Here is a 20,501-nt window from a genome sequence, read left to right as displayed (position 1 = left end):
CCATGAAAAAGGGCCCGGGCGTTTCCACGCGCCGGGCCCTTGATCCATTCGGCAGGGCGGTTCAGCCAGCCGCCATCGCCTCTCGGGCCGCCTTGCGGCGGGCGACGCGGGCGCGGATCGCCTCGATATCGGTGACCGGGGTCGCGGCGAACAGCTTCTTGGTGTAATCGTGCTGCGGATTGCTGAAGACCGCCTCGCGGGGCCCGTATTCCACCACCTCACCCTTGTAGAGCACCAGCACGTCATCCGCGATGTAACGCACCACCGACAGGTCGTGGCTGATGAAGACATAGGTCAGGTTGAATTCATCCTGCAGATCCGCCAGCAGGTTCAGCACCTGCGCCTGCACCGACAGGTCCAGCGCCGAGACCGGCTCGTCCAGCACCAGAAGCGCGGGGTTCAGCATCAAGGCGCGCGCAATCGCGATCCGCTGGCGTTGCCCGCCCGAGAACATATGCGGATAGCGGTTGTAATGCTCGGCCTTCAGGCCGACGCGCTCCAGCATGGCCTGCGCCCGCGCCCGCCGCTCGGCGGCGGGGACGTCGGTGTTCAGGATCAGCGGCTCGGTCAGGACGTCGCCAACCTTCTGGCGCGGGTTGAGGCTGCCATAGGGGTTCTGGAAAACGATCTGCACCTTCGAGCGCATCGCCTTCGTTACCGCCTGCCGCGAGATGTCGATCTTCTGCCCCTCGATCAGCAGATCACCCCCGGACGCCGGGTCGATCAGCGTGATGATGCGCGCCAGCGTCGACTTGCCCGAGCCGGATTCGCCCACGATGGCCAGCGTCTTGCCACGCTCGACCGAGAAGTTGATCCCATGCAGGGCGCGCACGGTTTCGGGACCGCGGAACATCCCGCCGCGCGAAACATAGTCGCGCGTCAGATTGCGGCCTTCGATGACGACCTCGCTCATGCGACACCTCCTTCGGGAATGAAGTCGCCCACGGTCGGCAGGCGGTCCCCCGTCGCATTCTCGGGCAGGGCCGACAGAAGCGCGCGGGTGTAGGAGGATTTCGGGTTCTCGAACAGGGTCAGCACATCGGCCTCTTCCATCTTGCGGCCCTTGTACTGGACCATGACGCGGTCGGCGGTTTCGGCCACCACGCCCATGTCATGGGTGATCAGGATCAGGCCCATGCGGTGTTGTTCCTGCAGCTTCATCAGCAGGTCGAGGATCTGCTTCTGAATGGTCACGTCCAGCGCCGTCGTCGGCTCATCGGCGATCAGCAGGCGCGGGTTCAGTGCAATCGCCATGGCGATCATCACCCGCTGGTTCTGCCCGCCCGACAGCTGGTGCGGATAGGATTTCAGCCGCTCGGCCGGGTTCGGGATGCCGACCGAGGACAGCAGTTCCACCGCCCGGTCCCGCGCGGCCTTGCGGCCAAGGCGCAGGTGCTGGCGCAGCACCTCCTCGATCTGGAAGCCGATGGTGAAGCTGGGGTTCAGACTGGCCATCGGTTCCTGAAAGATCATGGTGATGTCGCGGCCGATCAGCTTGCGCCGCTCGCGCGCGGGCATGGTCAGCAGGTCGCGGCCATCGAAGCGCATGACATCGGCCGAGACCGTGGCGGTCGAGGGCAGAAGCCCCATCGTCGCCAGCATCGACACGGATTTGCCCGAGCCGGATTCGCCGACGATGGCCAGAACCTCGCCTTCATCGACATGGGCGTCGATGCCGTCCACGGCCTTGAAGGGGCCGGTTGCGGTGTCGAAACTGACGGTCAGATTGCGGATTTCCAACAAAGGCATGGGTCAGCTCCGCTTCAGTTTCGGGTCAAGCGCGTCACGCAAACCGTCGCCCATCAGGTTGATGGCCAGCACGGTCAGCAGGATCGCAAGGCCGGGGAAGGTCACGACCCACCAGGCGCTTTGAATGAACTCACGCGCTTCGGCCAGCATGGTGCCCCATTCCGGCGTCGGCGGCTGCGCGCCCATGCCAAGAAAGCCCAGTGCGGCAGAATCGAGCACCGCCGACGAGAACGAGAGCGTCGCCTGCACGATCAGCGGCGCAAGGCAGTTGGGCAGGATGGTCTTGAACATCAGCCGCAGATTGCCTGCACCCGCGACCCGCGCGGCCGAGACATATTCCCGCTCTTTCTCGCCCATCACGGCGGCCCGTGTCAGACGCGCGAAATGCGGCTGATAGACGATGGCGATGGCGATCATCGCATTCGTCAGGCCGGGGCCAAGAATCGCCACCAGCACCAGCGCCAGCAGCAGCGAGGGGAAGGCCAGGATCACGTCCATGACGCGCATGATGACCGTATCGACCCAGCCGCCGAAGAAGCCCGCGACCAGCCCGATTAGGATGCCGCCGAAGAGCGCGATCGAGACGACGACGATGCCGATGAACAGCGAATACTGCGAGCCATAGATCAGCCGCGACAGCACGTCGCGCCCAACCGCATCCGTGCCCAGAAGGAAGGCCGCGCGGCCATTCTCTTCCCAGGCGGGCGGCAGCAGGAAGGCATCGCGATACTGCTGCGAGGGGTCATGCGGCGCCAGCAGCGGCGCAAAGATCGCCGTCAGCACCAGCAGCACGAAGAACACAAGGCCAATGACGGCACCGCGGTTCTGGCTGAAGTAGAACCAGAACTCTTTCAGCATCTGCCGACGGATGGCGCTGTCCGAAATTTTAGTTGTCATATCGGTCATTGGCGCCGGATCCTCGGGTTGATGAGACCATAGGTCAGGTCGACGAGAAGGTTGACGATCATCACGATGCCCGCCGTCAGCAGCAGGCCCGATTGCACGACCGGATAGTCGCGCCGCGAGATCGAATCGATCATCCACTTGCCGATGCCCGGCCAGGAGAAGATGGTCTCGGTCAGGATTGCCCCGGCCATCAGCACCCCGATCTGCAGACCGATGGTGGTGATCACGGGGATCATCGCGTTGCGCAGCGCATGGACGCCGATGACGCGGGCGGGGCTCAGGCCCTTGGCCTTGGCGGTGCGCACGTAATCCTCGCCCATGACCTCAAGCATGGCCGAGCGCGTCTGCCGCGCGATCACCGCAAGCGGGATCGTGGCCAGAACGATCGAGGGCAGGATCAGGTGCGAGACCGCCGATTTGAAGGCGCCCGCCTGACCCGACAGCAGGCTGTCGATCAGCATGAAGCCGGTCACCTGCGGGAAATAATACATCAGCGAGATCCGCCCCGAGACGGGCGTCCATCCCAGCGTCCCCGAGAAGAAGATGATCAGCAACAGACCCCACCAGAAGATGGGCATCGAGAAGCCGACCAGCGCGCCGGTCATCGAGATCTGGTCGAACCACGATCCGCGTTTGATCGCCGCGATGACGCCGACGGGAACACCGATCACCGTCGCGATGATGATCGCGACCAGCGACAGTTCGACCGTGGCGGGAAACAGTTGCAGGAACTCGGTCAGGACCGGTTTCTTGGTGACGATCGAGTTGCCGAAGTCGCCTTGGAACAGGTTGCCCAGATAGGTCAGATACTGCTGCCAGATCGGCTTGTCATAGCCAAGCTGCGCCGAGATCTGGGCATAGCGCTCGGCCGAGACGCCGCGCTCGCCAGCCATAAGAAGGACAGGATCGCCCGGAAGCAGCCGGATGAAACTGAATGAAATCAACGTGATTCCGATAAACGTTGGAATCAGGTACAGCAGTTTTGAGAATATGAATCTGAGCATCAAACCCTAGCCCGATGGGCCGCGCAAGGTTTGCATTGCGCGGCCCGAAAGTGAAAAGCCTATAGCGCCGCTTATTCGGTGATATCTACAGTATCGAAGGCGTAGTCACCAAGCGGAGATTGCACGAAGCCGGTCACATTCTTGGCCATCGGCACATATTGGGTCGAATGCGCCAGCGTGGCCCAGGGAGCCTGGTCCTTGAAGATCACCTGGGATTCTTCGTAAAGCTTGGTGCGCTCGGCCTGATCGGTCGAGGCCTTGGCTTTGGCCAGAAGGTCCGAGAACTCTTCGTTGCACCAGAACGCGCGGTTCGCACCTCCGTCCTTGGCGGCGGCGCAGGACAGCAGCACCGACAGGAAGTTGTCGGGGTCACCGTTGTCGCCGGTCCAGCCCAGGATGACGGCGCCCTTGCGGCCCGGCTCCATCGACTTCTTCAGATATTCGCCCCATTCGTACGAGACGATGTCGACCTTGACGCCAACCTTGGCGAAGTCGCTCTGGATCATCTCGGCCGCGCGGCGGGCGTTGGGCATATAGGGACGCTGCACCGGCATCGCCCAGACTTCCATCGCCAGATCCTTGACGCCTGCGTCCTCGAGCATCTTCTTCGCGGCTTCGGGGTCGTATTTGTCGTCCTCGATCGCGTCGTTATAGCTCCACATGGTCGGCGGGATCGGGTTCTTCGCCACGACGCCCGAGCCCTGATAGACGGCATCGACCAGCGCTTTCTTGTCCATCGCCATGTTCAGCGCACGGCGGACTTCCGGCTTGTCGAAGGGGGCGACGGTGGTGTTATAGGCCAGATAGCCGACGTTCAGGCCAGCCTGCTCGTCCAGCTTCAGGTTCGGGTCGTTGCGGATCGCCTCGATGTCGGCGGGGGCCGGATAGGGCATCAGGTGGCATTCGCCGGCCTTCAGCTTCTGCAGGCGGACCGAGGCGTCAGGCGTGATCGCAAACACCAGATCGTCGATCTTGGGCGCTTCGCCCCAGTAATCGGCGTTCTTCTGGTAACGGATCACGGCGTCTTTCTGGTAGGCCACGAATTTGAACGGACCGGTGCCGATCGGCGTGTTGTTCATCTCTTCCATGGTGCCTGCGGCCTCAAGCGCGTCCGCATATTCTTTCGACACGATCGAGACGAAGGGCATGGCGATGTTCGCAAGGAACGGCGCTTCCGGTTGGTTCAGCGTGAACTTCACCGTGTAATCGTCAACTTTTTCAATGGATTTGATCAGCTTGGCCATCTCCATCGAGCTGTAATACTCATAGGTGATGCCCGAGATATAGTTGTGCCAGGGGTTCTCGGTGTTGCCCTGACGGTCGAACGAGAAGATCACGTCATCGGCGTTGAAGTCGCGGGTCGGGGTGAACTTGTCGTTCGAGTGGAACTTCACGCCCTTGCGCAGGTGGAAGGTGTACTCAAGCCCGTCCTCGGACACGTCCCAGCTTTCGGCCAGCGCAGGCTCGACCTCGGTCGTGCCCGGCTTGAACTGCGCCAGACGGTTGAAGATCGCATGCGCCGTGGCGTCGAAGGTGGTGCCAGCGGTGTAGGGGGCCGGATCGAAGCCCTCGGGCGAACCTTCCGAGCAATAGACGAAGGTTTTCGCGCTGGCAGCGCCCGCGGCCATGACGGCCAAGGCGGACACAGCAGCAAGATGACGGATTTTCATTGTAAACTCCCTGATTTGGCCGGTGGCTTTCATTATGCCCCCAGTTTGCCAGATCGCCAAACACAGCATGTCGGGCGCAGCCGAGGCAAGACGGTTATATCTGATTGACCCAGCGTCAAATCGTCGTTCTGCCAATATGCCGATGCTTTTCGTCATTCTGACATCGCAATGCGCCGCATCGGGGCAAACATCCTGACTTGCGTGGCGCGCCAACATGTGTGTGATGGCCGCAGATATTTCTGAACGAGGGCCGATCTTGTCTGTCAATTCCATCTCTCTGGGCCGTCTGGCCGTCCAATATGTGCTTTATTACGTGTTGATGTTGCTGGCTTTTGCCGCAATCGTCTGGGCGCTGGCCACATATGCGAACTTCACCTCATCGAATTCGGCCATGGGGGTCGTCATTCCGATGGTCGCGGCCATGCAGGCCGGGCAGTATTACTTCACCCGCACCGGGCAGCGCCCCGCATCGGGGCTCAGCTGGCGCGCGGCGCTCATCTTCACCGTCATCGCGATGATCCTGCCGATCACCCTCGCCGTCCTGCTGATTCTGGGCGCGGGTACGGATATGGCGATCCCCGGCATGCCCTATAGTGTCTCGCGCGAGGATCAGCAGATCATTGCCATCATTCTGGGCGTCTTCGCGCTGCTCTTCCTGCTCATTCACCGCTGGTTCTTCGGCATGGGCGCGCGTCAGGCGGAAAAGCTGGCACTGAAACGACAGAAGCAGGCCTGAACCGCTGCTTTCCGGTCCCGGCGTCATTGCCTGACCGCAGACCTTGCGCTATCGGAGCGCAGGCGAGCGAAAGGAATGACGATGACCGAGCGCAAGAATGGCCTGTCCTATGCCGAGGCCGGAGTAGATATCGACGCAGGCAATGCCCTGGTCGAGCGGATCAAACCGGCAGCCGCCGCGACCCGGCGCTCGGGCGTGATGGAGGGTCTGGGCGGCTTCGGCGCGCTGTTTGACCCGCGCGCCGCCGGTTACAACGATCCCGTGCTGGTGGCGGCGACCGATGGCGTCGGCACCAAGCTGCGCATCGCCATCGATACGGGTGAGCTCGACGGCGTCGGCATCGATCTGGTCGCCATGTGCGTGAACGATCTGGTCTGCCAGGGCGCCGAGCCGCTTTTCTTCCTCGACTATTTCGCCACCGGCAAGCTGTCCATTGATGAAGCCGCGCGCGTCATCAACGGCATCTCGGAAGGCTGCCGCCTCTCGGGCGCAGCCCTGATCGGCGGCGAAACGGCCGAGATGCCCGGAATGTATGCCAAGGGCGATTTCGACCTCGCAGGTTTTGCCGTCGGCGCGATGGAACGTGGCACCGCGCTTCCCGCCCATGTCGCGGACGGAGACGTCCTGCTGGGCCTCGCCTCGGACGGCGTGCATTCGAACGGCTTCTCGCTGGTGCGCAAAGTGGCCGAGCACGCGGGGCTTGACTGGAATTCCGCCTCGCCCTTCGGTCCGGGCACGCTGGGTCAGGCGCTGCTGGTGCCGACGCGGCTTTACGTCAAACCGCTGCTGGCGGCGATTGCCGCAGGCGGTGTCCATGCGGCCGCCCATATCACCGGCGGCGGCATCACCGAAAACCTGCCGCGCGTCCTGCCCGAAGGTCTGGGCGCTGAGGTCGATCTAAACTCCTGGAGCCTGCCGCCCGTCTTCGACTGGCTGGCCGAGGCCGGTGGCATCGCCGATGCCGAGATGCTCAAGACCTTTAACTCGGGCGTAGGCATGATCCTGACCGTCGCACCCGACCGCGCCGCCGAGATCGAGGCGCTACTGCAAGCCGCTGGCGAGACGGTCTATCGCCTCGGCACGGTGACGCCGGGCACGGGCGTGCGCTACAGCGGCGCGCTTCGGTGAAACGTGTCGCGATCCTGATCTCGGGCGGCGGGTCGAACATGGTCAAGCTGGTCGAATCGATGACCGGCGACCATCCCGCGCGGCCCGTGATCGTAGGCTCGAATGACCCGGGGGCCAGCGGCCTCCAGCGCGCCGAACGCCTCGGCGTCGCAACCTTCGCCGTCGATCACCGCCCCTTCGGCAAGGATCGCCGTGCCTTCGAACAGGCGCTGCTGGAACCCCTGCTTGCGGCAGAACCCGACATCCTCTGCCTTGCCGGTTTCATGCGCATCCTGACGTCCGATTTCGTCGCGGCCTTCAAGGGCTGGATGCTGAACATCCACCCCTCGCTGCTGCCGAAATACCCCGGGCTCCACACCCACCAACGCGCCCTTGACGCAGGCGATGCGGTGGCCGGTGCCAGCGTCCATCTGGTCACGCCCGAACTCGACGCCGGCCCCATCCTCGGCCAGGCGCAGGTCCCGATCCTGCCGGGCGACACCGCCGACACACTCGCCACCCGCGTCCTCGCGATGGAACATCAGCTCTACCCCGAGGTCCTGCGCCGCTTCAGCGCCGGTGACACCCGCCCCGTCCAGCTCGGCTAAGACGGGACGCCCCTCTCCATTCTCCGTTGAAAAATACCCCGGGGGTGCGGGGGCAGCGCCCCCGCGTGCCCGCTCATTTCTCCGGCAGCAACCCGCGCGGCGCGAAACGCAGAACCAGAAGCAACACCACCCCCATCGCGATGAACCGCATCTGCGGCGCACTGCCGATCAGATGGGAACGCAGCCCGCCATCGGGCAGCGGCATGGTCAAGAGGCGCATGATCTCTGGGCCCCAGACCTCGGCCTTGATCCATAGGAACCAGATCAGGATCGCGCCCAAAGCCGCGCCCCAGTTGTTGCCCGAGCCGCCGACGATCACCATCACCCAGATCAGGAAGGTATAGCGCAGCGGGTTATACCCGGAAGGCGACACCAGCCCGTCCAGCGTGATCATCATCGCGCCCGCTAGCCCGATCACCGCGCTGCCGATCACGAAGATCTGCAGATGGCGGCGGGTGACGTTCTTGCCCATGGCCTCGGCGGCAGTCTCATTGTCGCGGATCGCGCGCATCATCCGCCCCCAGGGCGATTTCAGCGCCAGTTCCGCCAGCAGGATCAGCAGCAGCAGAACCACCGTGAACAGCCCCGCATAACAAAGCTTCACCCAGATACCCGAGGCCGTGGCCGGGTCCAGCCCCCATTCGGCGGCGCGGGCCACAAAGCCCGGATCGTTCTGCAGGTCCAGCTCATAGGGGACCGGGCGCGGAATGCCGGAGACGTTCTTGACGCCGCGCGCCAGCCACTCCTCGTTGCGCATCACGGCGACCACGATTTCGCCAATGCCTAGCGTCGCAATCGCCAGATAGTCCGAGCGCAGCCCAAGCGCCACCTTGCCCACGCCCCAGGCGACGGCGGCAGCGAACAGCGCCCCCACCGGCCAGGCCAGCAGCACCGGCAGGCCCAGCCCGCCGATATTCCCGGCCGAGGCGGTGTTATTGGCCTCGATGGCGGTGACAGCCGGGTCAAACAGCCAGCGGTAAAGGACGAAGCCAAGCGCGAGAGTCGCGATCAGCGCCCAGACGCGCAGGTGCCGGTCGACCTGCTTCCAGACCTGTGCGGCCAGAACCAGCGTGCCGATGCCGACGAACAGCGCCAGCAGCAGCCGGACCCCGCCCGCATCCCAGGCACCGGGCACGGGCGCGGTCGCGATCAGGACCGGCGCCAGCCCGCCAAGGGCCAGAAAGCCCACGACACCGGCGTTGAAAAGGCCCGCATAGCCCCATTGCATATTGACCCCAAGCGCCATGACGGCCGAGATCAGCCCCATGTTCAGGATCGCGAGCGAGGTGTTCCAGCTGCCCGAGAAGAAGGCGTTGCGCACGCTGCCCTCAAGGACGAACAGGACCACGATCACCAGGAACAGCAGCACCCCGCGCCAGGGGCTGGAGGCTTCGGCTTGACGAGTATTTGACATGATCTGCCTCCTTTCTCAGACGGATTTGCCGCGGAACAGGCCGGTGGGCTTGAACAGCAGGACGACGATCAGGATGACGAAGCTGACCGCGAACTTGTACTCGGTCGAGAGCAGCTGCAGCAGCCCCTCGGGTTGCCAGTCCGGGAACAGATAGCCCGCGACCTTCTTCCAGGGATAGGTGATCGCGACCTCCGAGAAGGCCACGACGAAACCGCCGACGACCGCGCCCAGCGGGTTGCCAAGGCCACCCACGATGGCGGCCGCAAAGATCGGCAGCAGGATCTGGAAATAGTTGAAGGCCTTGAAGGTCTTGTCGAGGCCGTAAAGCGTCCCCGCGATGACCGCCAGCGCCGTGCCGATGATCCAGGTGATGCGCACCACCTGATCGGGGTCGATGCCCGACAGCAGCGCCAGATCCTCATTGTCGGAATAGGCGCGCATGGCCTTGCCGGTGCGGGTGCGGTTCAGGAAGACGAACAGCCCCCAGCAAACCAGCGCCGTGATGATCAGCGTCAGCAGCTGCGAGACGCGCAGCGACAGCCCTTCGGTCAGCCCGGACCAGGCGCGGAAATCCTGCACGCTGAAAAGGAAGCGCGCGCCGTCGTCGAAGCGGATCTCCTCGACCCCGATCAGCACGCGGGTCAGCCCGTTCATCACGAACATGACGCCGACCGAGGCCATGACCATCACGATCGGATCGACCTTCTTGCGTCGATAGAAGCGATAGACGATGCGGTCGGTGAAAAGCACGATGAGCGCGGTGACGGCGATGCCGAAGGGCAGGGCGATCAGCGCCGTGGGCAGCGGGAAGATGGCAATGCCTAGCGCCTGGATCGCCCAGGTTACCATGATGGTGAAGGCGGTGCCCATGGCCATGGTGTCGCCGAAGGCGAAGTTCGAAAAGCGCAGGATGCCATAGATCAGCGTGACGCCAAGCGCGCCAAGCGCCAGCTGTGCGCCATAGGCGGCGGCGGGCACCACGACGAAGTTCAATAGCGCCACACCGGCATTCAGAATGTCCATGGGGCGACCTCCGGGCGGTAAGATTTGCGGCCCAAGGCCTTCGGGTTGCAGCAGGGGCGAGAGGATTTGCTCATGTCAGCCCCCCAGGAAGGTGCGCCGGACCTCGGGATTGGCCAGCAGGGCCTCACCGGTATCCGTGTAGCGGTTGGTGCCCTGCACCAGCACATAGCCCAGATCCGCGATCTCGAGCGCCTGACGCGCGTTCTGCTCGACCATGAGGATCGAGATGCCGGTGCGGGCGATCTCGATGATGCGGTCGAAAAGCTCGTCCATGACGATGGGGCTGACGCCCGCGGTCGGCTCGTCCAGCATCAGAAGCCGGGGCTGGGTCATCAGGGCGCGACCCACGGCGACCTGCTGGCGCTGACCGCCCGACAGTTCGCCCGCGTTCTGGCGGCGCTTGTCGGCGACGGCCGGGAACAGCTCATAGACCTGCGCCAGCGTGCCGCTGTAATCATCCTTGCGGATGAAGGCCCCCATCTGAAGGTTCTCTTCGACCGTCATGTTGGGGAAGATGTTATGCGTCTGGGGCACGAAGCCCATGCCCTTGTGCACGCGCTGCTGCGGGGTCAGCGCGGTGATGTCCTCGCCCGCCAGCCGCACCTCGCCCTCGCGCAGGTTCAGCATGCCAAACACGGCCTTCATCGCGGTGGATTTCCCCGCGCCGTTCGGCCCGACGATGACGGCGATCTGGCCCTGATCGACGGTGATGGTGCAATCGTTCAGGATATCGGCCTTGCCATAGCCGCCGCGCATCCCGGTCGCGGAAAGATAGGGCGCGCTCATGCCGTGCCTCCTGCCGTGACCTTGTTCTTCAAGCCGGTGCCCAGATAGGCCTCGATGACGTCTTCGTTCTGCATGATATGCGCGGCCGAGCCCTTGGCCAGCACCTGACCCGCCGCCATGACGATGACCGGGTCGCAGATGCGGCCGATGAAGTCCATGTCATGCTCGATGACGCAGAAGGTATAGCCGCGTTCCTTGTTCAGCCGAATGATGGCATCACCGATGGTGCCCAGAAGGGTGCGGTTCACGCCCGCGCCGACCTCATCCAGAAAGACGATCTTGGCGTCGACCATCATCGTGCGGCCCAGTTCCAGAAGCTTCTTCTGCCCGCCCGAGAGGTTTCCGGCCTTTTCATCGGCGACATGAGAAATCGTCAGGAATTCAAGGACCTCGTCGGCCTTCTTGCGGATCTCTCGTTCCTGTTCGCGGATGCGTCCCCGGCGGAACCATGTGTTCCACAGCGTCTCGCCCGCCTGCATGTCGGGCACCATCATCAGGTTTTCGCGCACCGTCAGCGATGAGAACTCATGCGCCAGTTGGAAGGTGCGCAGCAGCCCCTTCTTGAACAGCTCATGCGGCGGCAGGCCGGTGATGTCTTCGCCATCCATCAGAACCGTGCCGGAAGTCGGCGGAAGAACTCCGGCTATCACGTTGAAAAGTGTGGACTTTCCCGCACCGTTCGGACCGATCAACCCGGTGATCGAGCCGGTTTCGATTTCGATGCTGGCACCCTGGACGGCCTTGAAGCCGCCGAAACTCTTGTGAAGATCCTTGACCTGGATCATTAGCGCTCCCCAGTCTTCATGTATTTCATGAAGTTTTCCCGTTACGGGATTGTTATATTTTTAAAAAAGGCCCGGAAATCCGGGCCTTTCCTGATGTGATGCGGCTTAGTGATAGCCTACGGTGTTCAGCTTGCCGCCCTTGAAGTCGACTTCGCGATAGACACCAGCGCTTTCGCCCGGCTCGATCAGCTCGACCGCGGTCGCGCCGACATAGTCGATGTCGGTGCCTGCAGCCAGCAGCTCCAGCGCCTTGGCCAGCTCGCCCGGGTAGATCTTCTCACCCGGAGCGTTGGCGATCTCCATGACCTTGTCCTTGTAGACCTTCGGGTCCGAGGATTTGGCCGCCTGCATCGCCAGCAGCATCAGCGCGGCTGCGTCATAGGATTCGCCCGCGAAGGCCGAGGTGCCGTCGAAACCGGCTTCCTTGGCCATGGCGACGAATTTCTCGTGCCCTTCGCCTTCGGCGGTCGGGTTCTGGCCGAAGGAATTCTCAAGCTGCGTGCCGAACTTGTCGACTGCGGCCTGGCTGACCATGCCGTCGGGGAAGACGAAGGTGTCAAACGCACCGGTGTCGAGCGAGCCCTGAACGACGCCCGCGCCGCCCTGATCGACATAGCCCGCCACGACCAGCGCATCGCCGCCCGCTGCGGCCAGTGCCGCGACCTCGGCCGAATAGTCGGCCTTGCCGTCGTCATGGGCGGCGTTGATGGTGACCTTGCCGCCTTTGCCTTCGTAGGCTTTGACGAAGCTGTCGGCCAGACCCTTGCCATAGTCGTTGTTGGTATAGGTCACGGCGACCGATTTGATGCCACGCGCCAGCACGATATCGGCCATCACGTCACCCTGACGGGCATCCGACGGCGAGGTGCGGAAGAAGAAGCCCTTGTCGTCGATGGTCGACAGCGCCGGCGAGGTGGCCGAGGGCGAGATCATCACGATGCCGTTCGGCACGCCGACCTTCTCGAGCGAGGCGATCGTCTCGCCCGAGCACATGCCGCCCATGATGCCCTTGACGCCTTCCGAGGTCACCAGACGCTCGACCGCCGCGACCGAGGCCGCAGCATCCGCGCAGGTGTTGTCGGCGGTCACCGCAACCACGGTCGAGCCATCAAGGAACTTGCCGCTGTCGGACACTTCCTTCATGGCCATCTGTGCGCCTTTTTCCATGCTCGGCGACATGGATTCCAGAGGTCCGGTATAGCCCAGCGAAATGCCAAGCTTGACCTCTTCGGCGAATGCCGCGCCTGCCAGCAAGGCACCAGCGGCGCTGGCCAGAAGAAGCTTTTTCATCATTATTCTCCCTGTTTGGAACATTGTCCTGAGTGAAGGCTATAAAAGCCCGAACCAAAAAGAAAGTGAGATTGCGGCGGATTCATGCCTCCGCTGAGGCCGGGGCGCAGCGTCATGCGCGCAAGGCCTGCTGCGGCCCGGCGCAGGCCCTTAACCGGCCGCCGCCGCCTGCGCGCCGCGCTGGCGATAGGGCGTGCCGCCAAACGCCGTCCGGTAGCATTTCGAGAAATGCGCCGCCGAGGTGAAACCGCAGGCCAGCGCAATCTCCATGACGCTCAGCTCGGTCTGCATCAGCAGGTTGCGCGCGCGTTCCAGCCGCACTTCCATATAGTATTTCTTCGGGCTGCGGCCCAGATAGCGTGCAAACAGCCGCTCAAGCTGGCGCGGCGACAGCCCGGCATCAAGGGCCAGACGCGCGGGGCTGACCGGGTCTTCCAGATTGGCCTCCATCCGCGCGACAATGGCGGCAAGGCGCGGGTGACGTGCCCCGATCCGGGTGGGGATCGACAGGCGCTGGTGATCCTCTTCCGACCGGATCGAGGTGTGGATCAGCTGATCGGCGACCTTGTTGGCCAACTCGCTGCCATGATCGACGGCGATGTGGCGCAGGATCAGGTCCAGCGCCGCCGTACCGCCCGCCGCCGTCACCCGGTTGCCATCATCGACGAAAACCGTGCGGATCAGCGTGACATCGGGGAAATCCTCGGCAAACCCGTCCTGGTTTTCCCAATGGATCGTGGCGCGGCGACCATCCAGCAGCCCGGCCTCGGCCAGCGCCCAGGCGCCGGTGCAAAGCGCGCCGATACGCTCGGCCCGGCGCGACTCGCGGCGCGTCCAGGACAGCAGGCGCGGGGTGGTCGTGCGGGCAATGTCGACGCCGCCGCAGATCAGTACGGTGTCATGGCGTCCGGTCTCGATCAGGCCCGCGTCCAGCATGATCCGCGTCCCGTTCGAGCAGGTGGCGAAATCGCCGCTTTCGCCGACGACGATCCAGTCATAGACCTTCGATCCGGCCAGCCGGTTGGCCAGCCGCAAAGGCTCGATCGCCGCCGCGAAGGGCATCATCGTGAAGCGGTCGAGAAGGCAAAAGACATAGCGGCGCGTAGAGGACATTTTTGCGGACCGGGCGAAAGGCTGAGTGGGCAGGTGTTCCCTGATATCTTGGCTTCGGCGCGGCAACAGTCAATCCACCCCGATGCAAGGCTTTTCCTTTCGGGTCGCCCGCTCTATATCCCGATGAGCTTCCAGATGAAGGATAGGATCATGGCTCAGAACAAAACCGGCTCTGCGACCCCGCCCAATACTTGGGACAAGCGCGGCTGGCGGGCCTATCCGCGCGTGCAGATGCCTGATTATCCCGATGCCAGCGCGCTGGCCTCGGTCGAGGATCTGCTGGCGAAATATCCGCCGCTGGTCTTCGCGGGTGAGGCCCGCCGCCTGCGCAATCAGCTGGCCGATGTGGCCGAGGGCCGCGCCTTCCTGCTGCAGGGCGGCGATTGCGCCGAAAGCTTCAACGAATTTTCCGCTGACAACATCCGCGACACCTTTAAGGTGATGCTGCAGATGGCGGTCGTGCTGACCTGGGGCGCTCAGCTTCCCGTGGTCAAGGTGGGCCGTATGGCGGGTCAGTTCGCCAAGCCGCGCTCGGCCCCGACCGAGGTAATCGGCGGCGTCGAGCTGCCCAGCTATCGCGGCGACATCATCAACGGCTTCGATTTCACCGCCGAGGCCCGCGTGCCCGATCCGCAGCGCATGCTGGCGGCCTATACGCAGGCTGCAGCCTCGCTGAACCTGCTGCGCGCCTTCTCGACCGGCGGCTATGCCGATATCCACCGCGTGCAAAGCTGGATCTCGGACTTCACCGATGCCGCCGATGCCGCGCGCTACCGCGACATTGCGGACCGCATCTCGGATGCGATGGCCTTCATGTCGGCAGCCGGCGTCACAGGAGAGACCGCGCATCAGCTGGCGCAGGTCGAATTCTATACCAGCCATGAAGCCCTGCTGCTGGAATATGAAGAGGCGCTGGCGCGGATCGACTCGACCACCGGCCTGCCGGTGGCAGGCTCGGGTCACATGATCTGGATCGGCGACCGCACCCGTCAGCCCGATGGCGCGCATGTCGAATTCTGCCGCGGCGTGCAGAACCCGATCGGCCTGAAATGCGGCCCCTCGACCACGGTTGACGACCTGAAGGTCCTGATGGAGAAGCTGAACCCCGAGAATGAGGCCGGTCGTTTGACCCTGATCGCCCGTTTCGGCGCGGGCAGCGTCGGCGACCATCTGCCGCGCCTGATCAAGGCCGTCCAGCAAGAGGGCGCCAATGTCGTCTGGTCCTGCGACCCGATGCACGGCAACACCATCAAGGCGGCCTCGGGCTACAAGACGCGGCCCTTCGATTCGGTGCTGCGCGAGGTGCATGAGTTCTTCGAGGTGCATCGCGCCGAAGGCACGATCCCGGGCGGCGTCCATTTCGAGATGACCGGTCAGGACGTCACCGAATGCACCGGCGGCGTGCGCGCGGTCACGGATGAGGACCTGTCCTCGCGCTATCACACCGCCTGCGACCCGCGTCTGAACGCCAGCCAGTCGCTGGAACTGGCCTTCCTCGTGGCCGAGGAACTGCGCAAGCGCCGCATTCAGGAAGGGCTGCAGGCGAAGGCCAGCTGAGCTTCCGAACAGATTGTGATGAAACGGCAGGGGGCAACTCCTGCCGTTTTGCATTCAGCCCTTGGGCGCGTCCGATGAGATGACGCGAAACTGCGCCCTGCGTTCCTCGGGCGAGGCGGGGGCCTCGACAGCGCGACTGGCGGCCTGCCATGGGCTGGACGGTTCGGCAAAGCCAGCCGCCGATGCGGTGGGCTGGATGATCTCGGCGCCCGGAATGACCGGGGTCAGCTCATGCGAGACCAGATCGAAGCGCCGGGGCGCGCGGCCCACCTCGCCCAGACCGATGACGCAGCCAAGCGCGCGCGTCACATCGCCCAGATCGGATTTCAGCGGCAGGATCAGCATATGCCCCGACATGGCAGCGCGGCCGTAGCCCGCCTCGGAGCGAAGGGTCAGCTGGGCAATCTGCGGCCCCTTGAAGACGGTTTCCAGAACGTCCGAGAAAAGCCCCCGTGACGAGGGGTTCACCACGGCGCAGATCGGCATGCCGCGCACCTCCATCCCCAGCAGGTCGACCAAATGCCGCCCGGCCAGCCGGATGCGTGCCGCGCCGGGGGCGATCCGCTCCAGCACGAAGGCATAGTCAAGTCCACGCCGGATGCCCTTCGGCTCGACATCGGCGCGTGCGGGAATGGCGCGACCGTGGCGCAGCTCTTCCCAATAGCTGCGCAATTCGGTCAGCACGCGCTTGGCCTGCGGCTCACCGAAATCGGAAAGATGGACCAGATGCCCGATGCTCCGGTCCGGGAATTGCGGGTCGTCCGGGCCGCGATTCTGGCCGTCGTCCTTCGACATGCTGCGAATGTTCCGTGTTACTCGTTCCTAACCTTGTACAGGTTTAGCGGCGCTGGCGGAATTCTCCGAGAGAATTCTTGATCAATGGTTAAGAGAGCCCGCCCAAGGGAATGTGGGCTTGCCCCCACGCCTCCCCTGCGCCATTCAGGCCGCAGCAACGACGACTTGAAAGGTGTGGGCCATGGACCGCAGCGGGCTTTTGATCATTCTCTCATCGCCTTCGGGGGCGGGGAAATCGACGCTGGCGCGGCGGCTGATGGAATGGGACCCGGCGCTGCGCTTTTCCGTCTCGGTAACGACCCGCGCGCCCCGTCCGGGCGAGGTTGACGGCCAGCACTACTGGTTCCGCTCGGCGGATGAATTCCGCACCATGGTCGAGGCGGACCAGATGCTGGAACATGCCGAGGTTTTCGGGAATTTCTACGGCACGCCCCGCCCGCCGGTCGAAGAGGCGATCCATGCGGGCCGCGACACGCTGTTCGATGTCGACTGGCAGGGCGGTCAACAGATCCGCACCTCGGGCCTTGGGCAGTCCGTCGTCTCGATCTTCGTGCTGCCGCCCAGCCTGACCGAGCTAGAGCGGCGGCTGATCTCGCGCGGGCAGGACGCCCCCGAGGTGATCGCCGGGCGCATGCAGAAAAGCCGGGATGAAATCAGCCATTGGGCTGAATATGATTACGTCATCGTCAACGAAGACATCGACAAAAGCACCGAAGACCTGAAAACAATCCTGACGGCCGAGCGGTTGCGCAGGCAGCGCCAGACCGGGCTGGGACAATTCGTCCGCAATCTCATGGAAGAGGAAGTCGCGAAATGATCTGGGAACTGGATGGAATCGCACCGCAAATCGCCGCCGACGCCTGGGTCGCGCCGGATGCGCAGCTGATGGGCAAGGTCGTGCTGGAAGAGGCCAGCAGCGTCTGGTTCGGATCGGTCTTGCGCGGTGATAATGAGGAAATCCGCATCGGCAAGGGCTCGAATGTGCAGGAACTCAGCGTCTTTCACACCGACCCCGGCTATCCGCTGATCGTGGGCGAGAACTGCACCATCGGCCATCGCGCCATCCTGCATGGCTGCACCATTGGCGATGGCGCGCTGATCGGCATGGGCGCGATCATCCTCAACGGCGCGAAGATCGGGGCCGGTGCGCTGATCGGCGCGGGCGCGCTGGTCGCCGAGGGCAAAGAGATTCCTCCCGGCGCGCTGGTCATGGGCTCGCCCGGCAAGATCATCCGCGAGTTGGATCATCCCGCGCGTGAGCGCCTTCTGGCCTCGGCGCAGCGCTATCGCGACAATGCCGCGCGGTTCCGCGCCGGGCTGAAGCAGATCGGCGCATGACCCCGGGCCAGGTGAACCCGATCCTGGCCGCGATCCCCGTGCCGATGCTGGTGACGGATGGCGGCAGCCGCATTCAGGGCGTGAACGAGGCTGCCGAGGCCCTTCTGGGGGCCGAGCTGACCGGCCGCCCCTTCGTCACCGCCCTGCGCCAGCCCGAGATCAACGCGGCGCTGGATGCGGTCCTGAACGGCAAGCCTGAGGCCAATGTGACGACCGTCATCGGGCTGAGGGGCCGCGATCTTCCCTGCGAAATCACCGTGCGCCCGCTGGTCATCGGCGGGCGTCGGGGGGCGGCCGTGGTGATCGTCGACCGCAGCCGCGATGAGCATACCGAGCAGATGCGCCGCGATTTCGTCGCCAATGTCAGCCACGAACTCCGCACGCCCCTGACCGCGCTGATGGGCTTCATCGAGACCCTGCGCGGCCCCGCCCGCAATGATGCGGCGGCGCGCGACCGCTTTCTTGACATCATGGAGCGTGAGGCGGGCCGGATGAACCGCCTTGTCGCCGATCTTCTGTCGCTGAGCCGGGTCGAGCAGGATGAACGCAGCCGGCCCGCTCAACGCGTCGATCTGGCCGCCCTGCTGCGGGGCGAGGCCGCGACGCTGGCCCCCGCCGCCCGTGCCGTTGGTGTCGAGCTGCGCTTCGAGGGGATCGAGGATGAGGTGCTGGTGCCCGGCGATGCCGACCAGCTGGTGCAGGTGTTCCACAATCTGGTCGAGAACGGCGTAAAATATGGGGGCTCGGGCGGGGTGGTGACGCTGAGCCTGACCCATATCCCGCATGAGCCGGTCCTGCGCGGCCCCGCCTGGTCGGTGACCGTGGCCGATCAGGGCGAAGGCATCGCGCCCGAGCATCTGCCCCGCCTGACCGAACGGTTCTACCGCGTCGACACCCATCGCTCGCGCGAGCAGGGGGGGACGGGGCTGGGCCTTGCCATCGTCAAGCACATCATCAACCGCCATCGCGGACGACTGAAGATCGAAAGCGAAAAGGGCAAGGGCAGCCGCTTTATCGTCATCCTGCCCGACGGCAGTTCCCGGATATGAAAAAGGACCCCTCGGGGTCCTTTTCCTTTGGCTGTGTCAGCCGGGCCTATTCGGCGGCGTGATCGGCAAGCGAGCCGGTCTCGGACCCCGGGCGCATGCGGAAGCCGCGCTCCATCTGGTCGAAGGGCGCGACCGGATAGTCACCCGAGAAGCAGGCGTCGCAATATTGCGGGCTGGCCGGGTTGCGGCCATTCGCCTCGCCCGCCGCGCGGTAAAGCCCGTCCAGCGAGATGAAGGACAGGCTGTCGACGCCGATCCATTCGCGCATTTCCTCTTCCGTCATCTGCGCGGCCAGCAGCTTGTCGCGGTCGGGCGTGTCGACGCCATAGAAGCAGGGCCAGGCCGTGGGCGGAGAGGCGATGCGGAAGTGCACTTCGCGCGCGCCCGCGTCGATGATCATGTCCTTGATCTTGCGCGAGGTCGTGCCGCGCACCACCGAGTCATCGACCAGCACCACGCGCTTGCCCTTGACCAGCGCGCGGTTGACGTTGAGCTTCAGGCGCACGCCCATGTTGCGGATCTGCTCGGTCGGCTCGATGAAGGTGCGGCCGACATATTGGTTGCGGATGATGCCCATGCCGAAGGGGATGCCGCTTTCATGGGCATAGCCGATGGCGGCGGGCGTGCCGCTGTCAGGGACCGGGCAGACCAGATCCGCGTCGACTGGAGCCTCGCGGGCCAGTTCCACGCCGATCTGACGGCGGGTTTCATAGACCGAGCGCCCGCCGATGATGGAATCGGGGCGCGAGAAATAGACATGCTCGAAGATGCAGAAGCGGCCCTTGGACGGACCGAAGGGGCGCGAGCTTTGCACCTCACCCTTCGAGATGACCACCATTTCGCCCGGCTCGATCTCGCGCACCAACTCGGCCCCGACGATGTCGAGGGCACAGGTTTCCGAGGCAAGGACGAAGCCGCCATCGCCCAGCTTGCCCATGACCAGCGGCCGCACGCCTAAGGGGTCGCGCACGCCGATCAGCTTGGTGCGGGTCATGGCGATGACGCTGAACGCGCCTTCGACGCGGCGCAGCGCGTCCTTCATCCGCTCGGGGATGTTGCGCTGGATCGAGCGCGCCATCAGGTGGATGATGCATTCGCTGTCCGACGAGGACTGGAAGATCGAGCCCCGCTCGATCAACTCGCGGCGCAGCGCATCGGCATTGGTGATATTGCCGTTATGGGCGACCGCGCAGCCCCCCATGGCGAACTCGCCAAAGAAGGGCTGGACGTCGCGGATCGCGGGCGCGGCCTTGGTGCCTGCCGTCGAATAGCGGACATGGCCGATGGCCAAGGGGCCCGGCAGCGTCTCCATGGTGGATTGCTTGGTGAAGTTGTCGCGCACATAGCCGAAGCGATGGGCGCTGTTGAACCCGTGCTCGGGGTCGTGGACGACGATGCCCCCGGCTTCCTGTCCGCGATGCTGAAGCGCATGCAGACCAAGGGCGACGAAATTCGCGGCATCCGCGACGCCAATGACACCGAAAACGCCGCATTCCTCATGCAGGCGATCGGAATCGAAAGGATGGGCAAGGAATGGCTTCATCTTCTTCGACTCTCTGGGGTTGGGCCGG

General features: G+C 64.2%; 20 protein-coding genes. 7 read left to right on the top strand and 13 right to left on the bottom strand.

What is annotated here, in order from left to right; genetic code table 11:
- Positions 1-61 precede the first annotated feature (61 nt).
- The 5 genes from IQ24_RS14160 to IQ24_RS14140 all read right to left on the bottom strand — a co-directional run bounded on the left by IQ24_RS14160 (position 62) and on the right by IQ24_RS14140 (position 5,329).
- On the bottom strand, positions 62-913 hold the full coding sequence (locus IQ24_RS14160; RefSeq protein ID WP_145398911.1) for a dipeptide ABC transporter ATP-binding protein: 852 nt from the start codon (positions 911-913) through the stop codon (positions 62-64).
- Positions 910-1,749: an ABC transporter ATP-binding protein gene (locus IQ24_RS14155; RefSeq protein WP_145398909.1), complete on the bottom strand. Its 840-nt coding sequence runs from the start codon at positions 1,747-1,749 to the stop codon at positions 910-912. The genes IQ24_RS14160 and IQ24_RS14155 overlap by 4 nt, the downstream gene beginning before the upstream one ends.
- 3 nt (positions 1,750-1,752) lie before the next feature.
- Entirely contained in the window at positions 1,753-2,655 is a 903-nt protein-coding gene (locus IQ24_RS14150) for an ABC transporter permease subunit (protein ID WP_145398907.1), read from the bottom strand.
- A complete protein-coding gene (locus tag IQ24_RS14145; RefSeq protein WP_145398905.1) occupies positions 2,652-3,659 on the bottom strand; it encodes an ABC transporter permease subunit in 1,008 nt (335 codons plus the stop codon). Before IQ24_RS14145 ends, IQ24_RS14150 begins: the two co-directional genes overlap by 4 nt.
- 71 nt (positions 3,660-3,730) lie before the next feature.
- Positions 3,731-5,329 (bottom strand): ABC transporter substrate-binding protein, encoded by a 1,599-nt coding sequence (locus IQ24_RS14140; RefSeq protein WP_145398903.1) that lies wholly within the window; start codon positions 5,327-5,329, stop codon positions 3,731-3,733.
- 256 nt (positions 5,330-5,585) lie between these two features.
- Here IQ24_RS14140 and IQ24_RS14135 point away from each other — a divergent pair, with 256 nt between their 5' ends.
- From IQ24_RS14135 to purN, 3 genes are all read left to right on the top strand, one after another.
- The gene (locus IQ24_RS14135) at positions 5,586-6,065 is read left to right on the top strand and encodes an ABZJ_00895 family protein (protein ID WP_145398902.1); all 480 of its coding nucleotides are present in this window, start codon (positions 5,586-5,588) and stop codon (positions 6,063-6,065) included.
- An 81-nt stretch (positions 6,066-6,146) separates the two neighbouring features.
- Positions 6,147-7,193: a phosphoribosylformylglycinamidine cyclo-ligase gene (gene purM, locus IQ24_RS14130; RefSeq protein WP_145398899.1), complete on the top strand. Its 1,047-nt coding sequence runs from the start codon at positions 6,147-6,149 to the stop codon at positions 7,191-7,193.
- Positions 7,190-7,780, top strand: a complete 591-nt coding sequence (purN, locus tag IQ24_RS14125) for a phosphoribosylglycinamide formyltransferase (protein WP_145398897.1) — start codon at positions 7,190-7,192, stop codon at positions 7,778-7,780. The genes purM and purN overlap by 4 nt, the downstream gene beginning before the upstream one ends.
- A gap of 73 nt (positions 7,781-7,853) precedes the next feature.
- Here the strand turns inward: purN and IQ24_RS14120 are convergent, their stop codons facing one another.
- The 6 genes from IQ24_RS14120 to IQ24_RS14095 all read right to left on the bottom strand — a co-directional run bounded on the left by IQ24_RS14120 (position 7,854) and on the right by IQ24_RS14095 (position 14,191).
- Positions 7,854-9,194: a branched-chain amino acid ABC transporter permease gene (locus tag IQ24_RS14120; protein ID WP_145398895.1), complete on the bottom strand. Its 1,341-nt coding sequence runs from the start codon at positions 9,192-9,194 to the stop codon at positions 7,854-7,856.
- A 15-nt stretch (positions 9,195-9,209) separates the two neighbouring features.
- On the bottom strand, positions 9,210-10,217 hold the full coding sequence (locus tag IQ24_RS14115; RefSeq protein WP_145398893.1) for a branched-chain amino acid ABC transporter permease: 1,008 nt from the start codon (positions 10,215-10,217) through the stop codon (positions 9,210-9,212).
- Positions 10,218-10,292: 75 nt separating this feature from the next.
- Positions 10,293-11,003 (bottom strand): ABC transporter ATP-binding protein, encoded by a 711-nt coding sequence (locus IQ24_RS14110; protein ID WP_145398891.1) that lies wholly within the window; start codon positions 11,001-11,003, stop codon positions 10,293-10,295.
- A complete protein-coding gene (locus tag IQ24_RS14105) occupies positions 11,000-11,788 on the bottom strand; it encodes an ABC transporter ATP-binding protein (RefSeq protein ID WP_145398889.1) in 789 nt (262 codons plus the stop codon). The genes IQ24_RS14110 and IQ24_RS14105 overlap by 4 nt, the downstream gene beginning before the upstream one ends.
- A 105-nt stretch (positions 11,789-11,893) precedes the next feature.
- A complete protein-coding gene (locus tag IQ24_RS14100) occupies positions 11,894-13,078 on the bottom strand; it encodes an ABC transporter substrate-binding protein (protein WP_145398887.1) in 1,185 nt (394 codons plus the stop codon).
- A 150-nt stretch (positions 13,079-13,228) separates the two neighbouring features.
- On the bottom strand, positions 13,229-14,191 hold the full coding sequence (locus IQ24_RS14095) for a GlxA family transcriptional regulator (protein WP_145398885.1): 963 nt from the start codon (positions 14,189-14,191) through the stop codon (positions 13,229-13,231).
- Between the two features lie 150 nt (positions 14,192-14,341).
- On the opposite strand from IQ24_RS14095, the gene IQ24_RS14090 reads away from it, so the two are divergent.
- Positions 14,342-15,748, top strand: coding sequence for a class II 3-deoxy-7-phosphoheptulonate synthase (locus IQ24_RS14090; protein WP_145398883.1), 1,407 nt, complete (start codon positions 14,342-14,344; stop codon positions 15,746-15,748).
- Positions 15,749-15,802: 54 nt separating this feature from the next.
- Here IQ24_RS14090 and IQ24_RS14085 read toward each other — a convergent pair whose 3' ends face one another.
- Positions 15,803-16,543 (bottom strand): PAS domain-containing protein, encoded by a 741-nt coding sequence (locus tag IQ24_RS14085; RefSeq protein ID WP_145398881.1) that lies wholly within the window; start codon positions 16,541-16,543, stop codon positions 15,803-15,805.
- Between the two features lie 181 nt (positions 16,544-16,724).
- Here IQ24_RS14085 and gmk point away from each other — a divergent pair, with 181 nt between their 5' ends.
- Genes gmk through IQ24_RS14070 form a run of 3 tightly spaced genes read left to right on the top strand, consistent with a single transcriptional unit; the run spans position 16,725 to position 18,930 of the window.
- Positions 16,725-17,360: a guanylate kinase gene (gmk, locus tag IQ24_RS14080; protein ID WP_145398879.1), complete on the top strand. Its 636-nt coding sequence runs from the start codon at positions 16,725-16,727 to the stop codon at positions 17,358-17,360.
- On the top strand, positions 17,357-17,881 hold the full coding sequence (locus IQ24_RS14075) for a gamma carbonic anhydrase family protein (RefSeq protein ID WP_145398877.1): 525 nt from the start codon (positions 17,357-17,359) through the stop codon (positions 17,879-17,881). The genes gmk and IQ24_RS14075 overlap by 4 nt, the downstream gene beginning before the upstream one ends.
- On the top strand, positions 17,878-18,930 hold the full coding sequence (locus tag IQ24_RS14070) for an ATP-binding protein (RefSeq protein ID WP_145398875.1): 1,053 nt from the start codon (positions 17,878-17,880) through the stop codon (positions 18,928-18,930). Before IQ24_RS14075 ends, IQ24_RS14070 begins: the two co-directional genes overlap by 4 nt.
- Before the next feature lie 46 nt (positions 18,931-18,976).
- Here IQ24_RS14070 and purF read toward each other — a convergent pair whose 3' ends face one another.
- A complete protein-coding gene (gene purF, locus IQ24_RS14065; RefSeq protein ID WP_145398874.1) occupies positions 18,977-20,473 on the bottom strand; it encodes an amidophosphoribosyltransferase in 1,497 nt (498 codons plus the stop codon).
- Positions 20,474-20,501: the final 28 nt, after the last annotated feature.

The sequence above is a fragment of the Paracoccus sulfuroxidans genome (assembly GCF_007830335.1).
Taxonomy (GTDB): Bacteria; Pseudomonadota; Alphaproteobacteria; order Rhodobacterales; family Rhodobacteraceae; genus Paracoccus; species Paracoccus sulfuroxidans.
Note: the sequence above shows the minus strand (reverse complement) of the source record. Positions and strands in the feature narration are given on the sequence as shown.